The sequence below is a fragment of the Streptomyces sp. NPDC046915 genome (assembly GCF_040644935.1).
Classification (GTDB): domain Bacteria; phylum Actinomycetota; class Actinomycetes; order Streptomycetales; family Streptomycetaceae; genus Streptomyces.
In genome coordinates this window covers 46,651-58,930 of the sequence record NZ_JBEYXB010000038.1, presented here as the reverse complement: position 1 = coordinate 58,930, position 12,280 = coordinate 46,651, and the positions used below count along the sequence as shown (strand labels likewise).

11 protein-coding genes are annotated in these 12,280 nt (G+C 69.5%); 2 read left to right on the top strand and 9 right to left on the bottom strand.

Going from position 1 to position 12,280, the window contains the following annotated elements:
• Window positions 1–276: 276 nt before the first annotated feature.
• The 3 genes from ABZ915_RS46575 to thyX form a co-directional block, all read right to left on the bottom strand.
• Complete coding sequence (locus ABZ915_RS46575; RefSeq protein WP_361816899.1) at window positions 277–1,962, bottom strand: ribonuclease J; 1,686 nt, start codon at window positions 1,960–1,962, stop codon at window positions 277–279.
• 166 nt (window positions 1,963–2,128) lie between these two features.
• Window positions 2,129–3,028 (bottom strand): 4-hydroxy-tetrahydrodipicolinate synthase, encoded by a 900-nt coding sequence (gene dapA, locus ABZ915_RS46570; RefSeq protein ID WP_361816896.1) that lies wholly within the window; start codon window positions 3,026–3,028, stop codon window positions 2,129–2,131.
• A 192-nt stretch (window positions 3,029–3,220) separates the two neighbouring features.
• Window positions 3,221–3,961, bottom strand: coding sequence for an FAD-dependent thymidylate synthase (gene thyX, locus ABZ915_RS46565; RefSeq protein ID WP_361816894.1), 741 nt, complete (start codon window positions 3,959–3,961; stop codon window positions 3,221–3,223).
• Window positions 3,962–4,161: 200 nt separating this feature from the next.
• Between thyX and ABZ915_RS46560 the strand changes: the two genes are divergently transcribed.
• Together ABZ915_RS46560 and ABZ915_RS46555 are read left to right on the top strand one after the other, a co-directional pair.
• Window positions 4,162–4,398 (top strand): hypothetical protein, encoded by a 237-nt coding sequence (locus ABZ915_RS46560; protein ID WP_361816891.1) that lies wholly within the window; start codon window positions 4,162–4,164, stop codon window positions 4,396–4,398.
• Window positions 4,399–4,488: 90 nt separating this feature from the next.
• Window positions 4,489–5,043, top strand: coding sequence for a hypothetical protein (locus ABZ915_RS46555; RefSeq protein ID WP_361816888.1), 555 nt, complete (start codon window positions 4,489–4,491; stop codon window positions 5,041–5,043).
• A gap of 82 nt (window positions 5,044–5,125) precedes the next feature.
• Here the strand turns inward: ABZ915_RS46555 and ABZ915_RS46550 are convergent, their stop codons facing one another.
• The 6 genes from ABZ915_RS46550 to eccD all read right to left on the bottom strand — a co-directional run bounded on the left by ABZ915_RS46550 (window position 5,126) and on the right by eccD (window position 12,245).
• Window positions 5,126–5,578, bottom strand: a complete 453-nt coding sequence (locus ABZ915_RS46550; protein WP_361816886.1) for a tetratricopeptide repeat protein — start codon at window positions 5,576–5,578, stop codon at window positions 5,126–5,128.
• 16 nt (window positions 5,579–5,594) lie between these two features.
• Window positions 5,595–6,347, bottom strand: coding sequence for a 4-hydroxy-tetrahydrodipicolinate reductase (gene dapB / locus ABZ915_RS46545; protein ID WP_361816884.1), 753 nt, complete (start codon window positions 6,345–6,347; stop codon window positions 5,595–5,597).
• Window positions 6,348–6,374: 27 nt separating this feature from the next.
• Window positions 6,375–7,754 (bottom strand): pitrilysin family protein, encoded by a 1,380-nt coding sequence (locus tag ABZ915_RS46540; RefSeq protein ID WP_361816882.1) that lies wholly within the window; start codon window positions 7,752–7,754, stop codon window positions 6,375–6,377.
• On the bottom strand, window positions 7,751–9,973 hold the full coding sequence (locus ABZ915_RS46535; RefSeq protein ID WP_361816879.1) for a polyribonucleotide nucleotidyltransferase: 2,223 nt from the start codon (window positions 9,971–9,973) through the stop codon (window positions 7,751–7,753). Before ABZ915_RS46535 ends, ABZ915_RS46540 begins: the two co-directional genes overlap by 4 nt.
• A gap of 319 nt (window positions 9,974–10,292) precedes the next feature.
• The gene (rpsO, locus tag ABZ915_RS46530; RefSeq protein ID WP_067301615.1) at window positions 10,293–10,580 is read right to left on the bottom strand and encodes a 30S ribosomal protein S15; all 288 of its coding nucleotides are present in this window, start codon (window positions 10,578–10,580) and stop codon (window positions 10,293–10,295) included.
• 195 nt (window positions 10,581–10,775) lie between these two features.
• Window positions 10,776–12,245: a type VII secretion integral membrane protein EccD gene (eccD, locus tag ABZ915_RS46525; RefSeq protein WP_361816876.1), complete on the bottom strand. Its 1,470-nt coding sequence runs from the start codon at window positions 12,243–12,245 to the stop codon at window positions 10,776–10,778.
• Window positions 12,246–12,280: the final 35 nt, after the last annotated feature.

Genomic DNA, 12,280 nt, shown 5'->3' with positions numbered 1-12,280 from the left:
CTTCGGTCTTGCGTTTCCGACTCTATCAGATCTTTTCTCGATCCGATTTCCTCGGTGCTTTCCAGGTTTCCGCTCTCGCGTTTCCCTTTCCGGCGGTTCCGACTTTATCAGAAGTTCTGAGTCGGATTTTCCACCCGGTCCGGGAGACCGATGTCCAGCGCATGAAGCACTTGGGTTCCCGATCGGGCGGAGCCGTAAACCTACTGGAGCGGGGCGCCCCGATGCAAATCGAGTTGCCCCGCTCCAGGTTCACGCGTACGAGGAGTCGTACGCAGGTCAGACCTCCACCACCACCGGGAGGATCATCGGCCTGCGGCGATAGGTGTCCGAGACCCACTTGCCGAGGGTCCGGCGGACGAGCTGCTGGAGCTGGTGGGGCTCCACGACCCCGTCCTGGGCGGATCGCTCCAGTACTTCCGTGATCCTCGGGATGACGTCCACGAAGGCCGAGTCCTCGATGCCGGAACCGCGGGCCTGGACGTGCGGGCCGCCGGTGATCTTGCCGGTGGACGAGTCCATGACCACGAAGACCGAGATGATGCCCTCGTCGCCGAGGATCTTCCGGTCCTTCAGGGCCGGCTCGCCCACGTCGCCGACGGAGAGCCCGTCGACGTACACGTAGCCGGCCTGGACCTTGCCGGAGATCTTCGCCTTGCCCTCGACGAGGTCGACGACCACGCCGTCCTCGGCGATCACGATCCGGTCGTGCGGGACGCCGGTCAGGGCTCCGAGCTCGGCGTTGGCCCGCAGGTGGCGCCATTCGCCGTGCACCGGCATCAGGTTCTTCGGGCGGCAGATGTTGTAGAAGTACAGCAACTCGCCCGCGGACGCGTGGCCGGAAACATGGACCTTGGCGTTGCCCTTGTGGACGACGTTCGCGCCCCAGCGGGTCAGGCCGTTGATCACGCGGTACACCGCGTTCTCGTTCCCGGGGATCAGTGACGACGCCAGGATGACGGTGTCGCCCTCGACGATCCTGATCTGGTGGTCGCGGTTGGCCATGCGCGAGAGCGCGGCCATGGGCTCGCCCTGGGAACCCGTGCAGACCAGCACCACTTCGTGGTCCGGGAGGTCGTCGAGCGTCTTGACGTCGACCACCAGGCCCGGCGGGACCTTCAGATACCCCAGGTCACGGGCGATGCCCATGTTGCGGACCATCGAGCGGCCGACGAAGGCGACCCGGCGGCCGTACTCGTGCGCCGCGTCCAGAATCTGCTGGATGCGATGCACGTGGCTGGCGAAGCTCGCCACGATGATCCGCTTGCGGGCACCCGCGAAGACCTGGCGCAGCACGTTGGAGATGTCCCGCTCGGGCGGAACGAACCCCGGGACCTCGGCGTTCGTCGAGTCGGCGAGGAGAAGGTCGATCCCCTCCTCGCTCAGCCGCGCGAACGCGTGCAGGTCGGTCAGACGGTTGTCCAGCGGGAGCTGGTCCATCTTGAAGTCGCCCGTGTGGACCGCCATGCCGGCGGGCGTGCGGATGGCCACGGCCAGGGCGTCGGGGATGGAGTGGTTGACCGCCACGAACTCGCAGTCGAAGGGGCCGATGCGCTCCCGGTTCCCCTCGGCGACCTCGAGCGTGTAGGGGCGGATGCGGTGCTCCTGGAGCTTGGCCTCGATGAGGGCGAGGGTCAGCTTGGAGCCGATCAGGGGGATGTCCGGCTTCTCGCGGAGGAGGAAGGGGACGCCGCCGATGTGGTCCTCGTGGCCGTGGGTGAGGACGATGCCCTCGATGTCGTCGAGGCGGTCTCTGACGGACGAGAAGTCCGGCAGGATCAGGTCGATTCCGGGCTGCTCCTCCTCGGGGAAGAGCACTCCGCAGTCGACGATCAGGAGGCGGCCGCCGTACTCGAAGACCGTCATGTTTCGGCCGATCTCGCCAAGGCCGCCCAGCGGGGTGACCCGTAGGCCACCTTCGGGGAGCGGCGGGGGCGAGCCCAGTTCAGGATGCGGATGACTCAAAAGACTCTCCTCACCACACACGCCACGTACCGGTTGGGCACGTGGCGCGCGTGACGTTCGTGCAGAAGCAGTTGTCGTTGTGGGGCGCGGGCACGGTGGCCCGCTGATTCGGTTGGTTTTCAGTTGTTGAGCCTTGCCGCGCGGGAGGCCCGCGCGAAGTCTGGTGTTAGAGCTGTACCCCGCCGGCAGCAAGATCGATCTTGAGCTGGGCAATCTCCTCGGGCGTGAGCTCGACCATGGGCGGGCGCAGCGGTCCGCCGGGCAGGCCCTGGAGTGCGAGCGCGGCCTTGGTGGTCATGACGCCCTGGGTGCGGAACATGCCGGTGTAGACCGGGAGCAGCTTCTGGTGGATCTCGGTCGCCTTCTGGACGTCGCCGGAGGTGAAGGCTTCCACGAGGGCCCGCAGGTCGGGGGTGACCACGTGTCCGACGACCGAGACGAAGCCGACCGCGCCCACGGAGAGCAGGGGCAGGTTGAGCATGTCGTCGCCGGAGTACCAGGCGAGGCCGGACTGGGCGATGGCCCAGCTCGCGCGGCCCAGGTCGCCCTTGGCGTCCTTGTTGGCCACGATTCTCGGGTGCTCCGCGAGGCGGACGAGTGTCTCGGTGTTGATCGGGACGCCGCTGCGGCCGGGGATGTCGTAGAGCATGACCGGGAGCTCGGCGGCGTCGGCGACGGCCGTGAAGTGCCGGTACAGGCCCTCCTGGGGGGGCTTGTTGTAGTACGGGGTGACGACCAGCAGCCCGTGTGCGCCCACCTGCTCGGCGGCGCGGGCCAGCTCGATGCTGTGGTGGGTGTCGTTGGTGCCGACTCCGGCCACGACGTGGGCGCGGTCACCGACCGCCTCCAGCACGGCTCGTACGAGGTCCGTTTTCTCCGCGTCGCTGGTGGTGGGGGACTCGCCGGTGGTGCCGTTGATGATCAGGCCGTCGTTGCCTGCGTCCACCAGGTGCGTGGCGAGTCGCTGCGCGCCGTCGAGGTCGAGTGCGCCGTCCGCCGTGAAGGGCGTGACCATGGCGGTGAGGACCCGCCCGAAGGGGGTCTGCGGAGTCGAGGTCGGAGCCATGGGTAACACGCTACTCGCTGCGCCATGAGTGGTCTGCCCGCGGGGTGCCGGGAAAGTCTGGACAAATATGGAACCCGGCACTGCCTGCTCGGGGGTTCAAGCAGTGCCGGGTCCGTTCGATCAGGCTAGATGAACTTCTCCAAATGCCGCAATACGGACACTTCGGGAGGCTGAGCGTACATGTGTGCCGAGCTACGGCGCGACACGGCCGTTGGCGTTGAAGGCGGCGTACGTGAGCGGCATGAGCCTGGCCCACTCCGCCTCCATCTTCTCGCCGACCATCTCGATCTCCCGCTGCGGGAACGACGGCACCTTGGCCAGTTCGTGCTGGGTGCGCAGGCCGAGGAAGTGCATCAGCGAGCGGGCGTTGCAGGTCGCGTACATCGAGGAGAACAGGCCGACGGGGAGGACCGAGCGGGCCACCTCGCGGGCGACGCCGGCGGCGAGCATCTCCTGGTAGGACTCGTACGCCTGCCGGTAGGAGTCCTCCATGACGCGGCCGACCAGCTCCTGCTGCGCCTGGGTGCCCTCGACGAAGACGTACTTGCCGGGACGGCCTTCCTGGACGAGCTTGCGGGCCTCGTCGGGGACGTAGAAGACGGGCTGGAGCTCCCGGTAGCGGCCGCTCTCCTCGTTGTACGACCAGCCCACGCGGTGCCGCATGAACTCGCGGAAGACGAAGATCGGGGCGCTGATGAAGAACGTCATCGAGTTGTGCTCGAAGGGGCTGCCGTGCCGGTCGCGCATGAGGTAGTTGATCAGGCCCTTGGAGCGCTCCGGGTCCTTGTTCAGCTCGTCCAGGGACTGCTCGCCGACGGTGGAGACGCGGGCGGCGAACAGCACGTCCGCGTCGGACGCGGTGTGCTTGACCAGCTCGACGGTGACATCGCTGCGGAAACCGGGCTTGAGGTCGCCGGCGGGTGTGTCGGTCACGGCTCGGAGGGTCCTTCCCACTACTTCTCTCGGGCGGCGCCCACTCTACGGCCCGGCTCCGACATGGGCCGTTCGGTGCCGGGACGCGACATCTTCGGTGAAGTTCTGTGAATTCGGGGCAAGCGGGCACCTTTTGGGGGACTCGTGCGTCTGTGTTGGTGAGACACAGCAGTTCGACCCCGAGAGGAGACGCGTTACCGATGTTCCGTCGGCGCGAGCCCGTACCCTTCGCCTTCGTCGCCGAAGCCGACAAGTTCCGCAGCAATGTCACTCCCCCGGCCCGTGAGCGGGCCTCCGTCGGCCAGATGGCGGGGCGCTGGCTGCTCGGGCTGACCATCGTCGCCGGGCTGGTGGGCTCCCTGGTCATCGGCATGCCGGCGATGTCGACCCCGACCGCCACACAGACACAGCAATCACAGGCCTCACAGGGCCACTGACTCTTCCGGACCCCCTCGGGTGGTGGGCAGGAACACAGGCGGATAGCCTCACCGGGCACAGCCCACGCATGGATCGAGTGAGGACCCGCCGTGCCCCTGCCCTTCCTGGCGGCCGACCGCACCTTCGAGGCGACACCCGACAGCGCGCTGCCGTACGACGACCGCGACCGCTGGCGCCGGCCCTACCGGCCCGGCCCCTGGCGCGTGGCCGTGGCGGCGCTGTGCCTGATGCTCGCCTCGTTCGTGCTGTTCGCCGCGGTTCTCATCGCTCTGACCGGCTCGCCGTCCTCGGCCGGGGCGGTCCTGGCCGTCGCGTTGGTGATCATCCTCGGTTCGCTGCGGCTGCTGCGCATGGGCGTCTGGGTGAGCGGGCGCGGAGTGCGTCAGGTGGGCTTCCTCCTCACCCGCACCTCTGCCTGGGAGCGGGTCGTCGCGCTGCGCACGCTGCAACAGCCGGTGCGCTGGCTGGGGCTGCCCCGCACGGTGCAGGGCCAGGCGCTGACCCTCGTACGCCGGGATCGCGGCGCGCAGGACCTGCCGCCGCTGCTGACCACGCACAACATGGACTTCCTGGGCCGGGCCGCCGCCTTCGACCGGGCGGCCGACGCGGTGGAGGCGTGGGCGGCGGAGCACCGGCGGGGCTGACCGCCTGGCCGGGGAACAACGTGCAAGGGGCCGGTCCGCGGGTGCGGACCGGCCCCTTGCACGTCGGCCGTCGGTGCGGGGCTCAGACCTGGACGGGTCTGCCGTCGTGCAGGGCGATCGCGCGCTGCATCGCCTTGCGGGCGCGCGGGGTGTCGCGGGCGTCGTGGTAGGCGACGGCGAGGCGGAACCAGCTGCGCCAGTCGTCGGGGGACGCCTCCGTCTCGGCCTTGCGCTTGGCGAAGACCTCGTCGGCCGAGTCGCGGTCGATGCGGCCGCCGGGGGTGCGTTTCAGCTCGTCCACGGGCAGGCCGCCCTCGGCGTCGAGTTCCGCGGCGAGCTGGTTGGCCTTGCGGACGAACTGGGTGTTCTTCCACAGGAACCACAGGCCGATCACCGGCAGGATCAGGACCGCGACCCCGAAGGTGACGGTGAGGACCGTGCCGGACTGGATGAGCATGACGCCACGGCTGCCGACCAGGACGAAGTAGAAGACGAGGACGGCGGCCGTGACGGCATAGGAGATCTTCGCGCGCATGTCAGGAGGCCTCGGATCAGCCCAGGTCCAGGAAGTGCTCCAGGCCGAAAGTCAGGCCCGGAGTGGTCACGACGCGGCGCGCGCCGAGCAGGATGCCCGGCATGAAGCTGCTGTGGTGGAGGGAGTCGTGGCGGATGGTGAGGGTCTCGCCCTCGCCGCCCAGCAGCACCTCCTGGTGGGCCAGCAGGCCGCGCAGCCGGACGGCGTGCACGGGGACGCCGTCGACGCTGGCGCCCCGCGCGCCGTCCAGAGCGGTGACCGTGGCGTCCGGAGCCGGGGCCGCGCCCGCCTGCCGCCGGGCCTCGGCGATGAGCTGGGCGGTACGCGTGGCGGTGCCGCTGGGGGCGTCGACCTTGTTCGGGTGGTGCAGTTCGACGACCTCGACGGACTCGAAGTACGGCGCGGCGATCTGCGCGAACTTCATGGTCAGTACGGCCCCGATGGAGAAGTTCGGGGCGATGAGCACACCGGTCTGCGGGGACTGTGCCAGCCAGCCCGTGAGCTGTGCGAGGCGGTCGTCGGTCCAGCCTGTCGTCCCGACGACGGCGTGGATGCCGTGGCGCACGCAGAAGTCGAGGTTGCCCATGACCGAGGCGGGGGTGGTCAGCTCGACCGCGACCTGGGCACCGGTCTCGGCCAGGGTCTCCAGCTTGTCGCCCCGGCTCAGGGCGGCGACCAGCTCCATGTCCTCGGCGGCCTCGACGGCCCGTACCGCCTCGGCACCGATACGTCCCTTGGCCCCGAGGACCGCCACGCGCAGCTTGCTCATGTCTGTTGCTTCCTTAGCGAGGGGAATTTAGGCCACGGCGTCGTGCAGCCGTGCGGCCTGCTTGTCCTTCAGCGGGCCGATGACCGACAGCGACGGGCGCTGTCCCAGGATGTCGCGCGCCACCGCGCGCACCTCGTCCGGCGTGACGGCCGCTATGTGAGCCAGCATGTCGTCCACGGACATCTGCTCGCCCCAGCACAGCTCGCTCTTGCCGATACGGTTCATCAGCGCGCCGGTGTCCTCGAGGCCCAGGACGGTGGAGCCCTGGAGCTGGCCGATGGCGCGGCCGATCTCGTCGTCGGACAGGCCGTGCTCGGCCACGTGGTCGAGTTCGTCGCGGCAGATCTTGAGCACGTCGTGCACCTGGCTCGGGCGGCAGCCCGCGTACACGCCGAACAGGCCGCAGTCGGCGAAGCCCGAGGTGTACGAGTACACGCTGTAGGCCAGGCCGCGCTTCTCCCGGACCTCCTGGAACAGGCGGGACGACATGCCGCCGCCGAGGGCCGTGTTGAGCACGCCCATGGCCCACCGGCGGTCGTCCGTGCGGGCCAGGCCGGGCATGCCGAGCACGACGTGCGCCTGCTCGGTCTTGCGGCCCAGCAGCTCGACGCGGCCGGCGGTGCGGATGCCGCGCCGGCCGCCCCGCGCGGCGACCGGCGCCGAGTCGTCGCTCTTGAAGGCGCCCGCCTTCTCGAAGGCGGCGCGGACCTGTCGTACGACCTTGTTGTGGTCGACGTTGCCGGCGCAGGCCACCACCAGATGGGTGGGGTCGTAGTGCTTCTTGTAGAAGCGGCGGATGCGGTCGGCGGTGAGGGCGTTGACCGTGTCGACCGTGCCGAGGACCGGGCGGCCGAGCGGGTTGTCGCCGAACATCGTGTGCGCGAACAGGTCGTGCACGCAGTCGCCCGGGTCGTCCTCGGTCATGGCGATCTCTTCGAGGATCGCGCCGCGCTCGACGTTGACGTCCTCCTCGAGGATGAGGGAGCCGGTCAGCATGTCGCAGACCACGTCTATGGCGAGCGGCAGGTCGGTGTCGAGCACGCGCGCGTAGTAGCACGTGTACTCCTTGGCCGTGAACGCGTTCATCTCGCCGCCGACGGCGTCGATGGCCGCGGAGATGTCCAGGGCGGAGCGGCGCTGCGTGCCCTTGAAGAGCAGGTGCTCCAGGTAGTGCGTGGCGCCGTTCAGGGCCGGCGTCTCGTCGCGGGAGCCGACGTGCGCCCAGATGCCGAAGGTCGCGGAGCGCACGGAGGGCAGGGTCTCGGTGACGATGCGCAGGCCGCCCGGGAGGGTGGTCCTGCGGACCGTGCCGATGCCGTTCGTGCCCTTGATGAGGGTTTGGGTACGGGCGACGGCCCGCGCCTCCGAAGAGGTGCGGGCCGTCGCCTTGGAGCTACGGGACGTCACTGCTCGGCGTCGTCCTTCTTCTCGTCGGAGGAGCCTTCCTCGCCCTCGACCACCGGAATGAGGGAGAGCTTGCCGCGGGAGTCGATCTCGGCGATCTCGACCTGGACCTTCTGGCCCACGCCGAGGACGTCCTCGACGTTCTCCACGCGCTTGCCGCCGGCGAGCTTGCGGATCTGCGAGATGTGCAGCAGACCGTCCTTGCCGGGCAGCAGGGAGACGAACGCACCGAAGGTGGTCGTCTTCACGACCGTACCGAGGTAGCGCTCGCCGACCTCGGGCATCGTCGGGTTGGCGATGCCGTTGATCGTGGCGCGGGCGGCCTCGGCGGAGGGGCCGTCGGCGGCACCGATGTAGATCGTGCCGTCGTCCTCGATGGTGATCTCGGCGCCCGTGTCCTCCTGGATCTGGTTGATCATCTTGCCCTTGGGGCCGATGACCTCACCGATCTTGTCGACCGGGATCTTGACGGTGATGATCCGCGGGGCGTGCGGGCTCATCTCGTCGGGCCGGTCGATGGCCTCCATCATCACGTCGAGGATGTGCAGGCGGGCGTCGCGGGCCTGCTTGAGGGCCGCGGCGAGGACGGAGGCCGGGATGCCGTCCAGCTTGGTGTCGAGCTGGAGGGCGGTCACGAACTCCTTCGTGCCGGCGACCTTGAAGTCCATGTCGCCGAAGGCGTCCTCGGCACCGAGGATGTCGGTGAGCGTGACGTAGTGCGTCTCGCCCTCGACCTCCTGGGAGATCAGGCCCATGGCGATACCGGCGACCGGGGCCTTCAGCGGCACACCGGCGTTCAGCAGCGACATGGTGGAGGCGCAGACCGAGCCCATGGACGTCGAGCCGTTGGAGCTGAGGGCCTCGGACACCTGGCGGATCGCGTAGGGGAACTCCTCGCGCGTGGGCAGCACCGGCACGAGGGCGCGCTCGGCGAGGGCGCCGTGGCCGATCTCGCGGCGCTTCGGGGAGCCGACGCGGCCGGTCTCACCGGTGGAGTAGGGCGGGAAGTTGTAGTTGTGCATGTAGCGCTTGCGGGTCACCGGGGAGAGGGTGTCCAGCTGCTGCTCCATGCGGAGCATGTTGAGGGTGGTGACGCCCAGGATCTGGGTCTCGCCACGCTCGAACACGGCCGAACCGTGCACCCGCGGGATGGCCTCGACCTCGGCGGCGAGCGTACGGATGTCCGTCACGCCACGGCCGTCGATGCGCTTCTTCTCCTTGATGACGCGCTCACGGACCAGGGTCTTGGTCAGCGAGCGGTACGCGGCGGAGATCTCCTTCTCGCGGCCCTCGAACTCCGGCAGGAGCTTCTCGGCGGCGAGCTGCTTGACGCGGTCCAGCTCGGCCTCGCGCTCCTGCTTGCCGGCGATGGTGAGCGCCTGGGCGAGCTCGGGGCGGACCGCGGCCGTCAGGGCCTCGAGGACGTCGTCCTGGTAGTCCAGGAAGATCGGGAACTCGGCGGTCGGCTTGGCGGCCTTCGACGCGAGGTCGGCCTGGGCCCGGCAGAGCACCTTGATGAAGGGCTTCGCGGCGTCCAGACCTGCGGCGACGACCTCCTCGGTGGGCGCCTCGACGCCGCCCTCGACCAGCTTGATGGTCTTGTCGGTGGCCTCCGCCTCGACCATCATGATCGCGACGTCGCCGTCCTCCAGGACGCGACCGGCGACCACCATGTCGAAGACGGCGTCCTCGAGCTCGGTGTGCGTCGGGAAGGCGACCCACTGGCCGCGGATCAGCGCGACGCGGACGCCGCCGATCGGGCCGGAGAAGGGCAGACCGGCCAGCTGCGTGGACGCGGACGCGGCGTTGATCGCGACGACGTCGTACAGGTGGTCGGGGTTGAGCGCCATGATCGTGGCGACGACCTGGATCTCGTTGCGCAGGCCCTTCTTGAAGGACGGGCGCAGCGGGCGGTCGATCAGACGGCAGGTGAGGATCGCGTCCTCGCTCGGCCGGCCCTCACGGCGGAAGAAGGAACCGGGGATCTTCCCGGCCGCGTACATGCGCTCCTCGACGTCCACCGTCAGCGGGAAGAAGTCGAGCTGGTCCTTGGGGTTCTTGGAGGCGGTGGTGGCCGACAGCACCATGGTGTCGTCGTCCAGGTACGCCACGGCGGAACCGGCGGCCTGCTTGGCCAGGCGGCCCGTCTCGAAGCGGATGGTGCGGGTACCGAAGGCGCCGTTGTCGATGACGGCCTCGGCGTAGTGGGTCTCGTTCTCCACTAGCGTTTTCTCCGTTACTTGTCGTCTTTCGTCCCTCCTCACCCGTGTGGCGGGGGGACGGTGGCGGAGAAGCGCTCCGTCTGGTGCGGGCCGGTCTTCGATCGAAGCACCCGGGGCTCACTTCCCCCGGGGGCCACTACCGAGGACCGGCGGCGGCGAGGCGCGCTTCTCCTCTTCTTGTCGTGCTGTGTCGCGTATTGCGTTGTGCTACCACACTACAAAGCGTGAGTGACACTCCGCACGTTTCCGGCGTACGGCAAGCACGTACGGCAAAGGGAGCGGCTCCCGAACCTCCGGGAACCGCTCCCTTCACAGCGTCTTACTTGGCGCCCGCCGCACCACGACGGATGCCGAGGCGGTCGACCAGCGTACGGAAGCGCTGGATGTCCTTCTTCGCCAGGTACTGCAGCAGCCGGCGGCGCTGACCGACCAGGATCAGCAGACCACGGCGGGAGTGGTGGTCGTGCTTGTGGGTCTTGAGGTGCTCGGTCAGGTCGGAGATCCGGCGCGAGAGCATGGCGACCTGGACCTCGGGGGAGCCGGTGTCGCCCTCCTTCTGACCGAACTCGGTGATGATCTGCTTCTTCGTAGCGGCGTCGAGCGACACGCGTACTCCTCATGGTCTGTGAGTGGCCACCGAGCGCCCCGGTCTTCATCTCGGGGAAACTTCCGTTACTCGGGTGGCGGGATCCGCTGAGCGCGGCCTCCGGGGCCTGCAGGGGATGCCTGCGGGGCTCCGGGGGTGCGTACACAAACGGCCGTCACACAGGGTACCAGTGCCCGCGGGCGGTACTGCGCCGCCCTATCCCACCAGGGAACGCACCTCGGTGAGGACACCCAGCACAGCAAGACAGAGCGGGGCCAGGGTGAGCAGGACGGCCCCCTCGGCGAGATCGAGGAATCGGCCCCAGAAGGGTGAGAGTCCCTTGCGCGGGATGACGAGGCCGATCGCGGTGATCAGTGCGGCACCGACCGCAACGGCCGCCGTCAGCCAGGCGGTGCGCAGGTCGAGCGCTCCGCTGTCGCCGTGCAGGACGAGGTCCGCGACGGCGTCGGCCGGCGGGTGCAGGGCGAGGCCGAGCAGCAGGAGCGCGACTGCGGCCAGGCCGGCGACCAGGACGCAGGCCACCTGGGTGGTGTACCGGAAGAGCCGGGCACGGATCAGCATCGCCAGCCCCGTGGTCAGGGCGAGCAGCCGGCCCCAGACGTTGTCCGAGAAGCCGAGGACGGCCGCGGCGGCCACCACCACGGCCGACGTGCCGCCCACCAGGCCGAGCAGCATCTCGTGGCCGCGGCGGGCCTGGGCGGCGATGTGCTCGGCGTCGAGCGGGTCGGCGTCCGGGGCCTGGGCGGAGTCGGGGTCGAAGTCGTCGTGCGTTGCGGAGCGCGGCGAGGCGTAACCGATGGGGAGTCGCGCGAAGCGGGCCGACAGGCCCGGGAGGAAGGCCACCAGTCCGACGGCGGCGGGCGCGCACACCGAGGCGGTGGCAGTGGCGGACGCCTTGGTGAGGATGGCCGCGAAAGTGGCCAGAGTGCCCACCGTCGCCAGGAAGGAGGCGGCCACGAAGGGCGCGTCGCCTCCGGGGGTGAGTGCCACCAGCGCGACCGAGACCACCAGGACGGTCACGCAGCCCAGCATGAACTGCAGCTTGCCCGGACCCTGCCCGTGGGGCGGCGCGACGACACCGGCGCCCGCGATCATCAGCAGGGGCAGCGCGCCCAGGCCCACGGCGACGGCCGCGGCCCGGTCGGCGTACACACGCGCGCGTACGCCCGCGAAAGCGGTCAGCAACAGGCCGAGACCTCCGGCGATGATGCCGGGCAGTCCGTGCATGTCGTGGCGCACGGGATCGGCGTACCAGAGCACGAAGCCGCACAGCAGCAGCAACAGAGCGCCGCCGGTCAGTCCCGCCACGCGCAGCAGGTCGTCGCTCCACAGGTGCCGGTCGCGTACTACGGCGGAGGCGACGGCGTCCGAGACGTCGTCGTAGACCGCGGGCGGAAGCGACTCGGCGAAGGGACGCAGGCTGAGCACCTCGCCGTCGAGCACTCGTTCGTCCGTGAGGGTTCGGGCGCCGTCGAGGACACTGCCGTCGCGGCGGACCAGGTGGTAGCCGGTCGGGGTCCCGGCCGGCTGGGTCTGGCCCGTGAGGCGGAGGATCTCCGGGTAGACATCGGCGACGGCGATGTCCACCGGCAGCGCCACGTCGATCCGGCTGTCGGGCGCCACCACCGTGACCCTGCAGAATCCCGTCGTCGCGGTCGTACTCACCTTCACTGGCCCCCTGTTCGCGGATGCGTACGCTG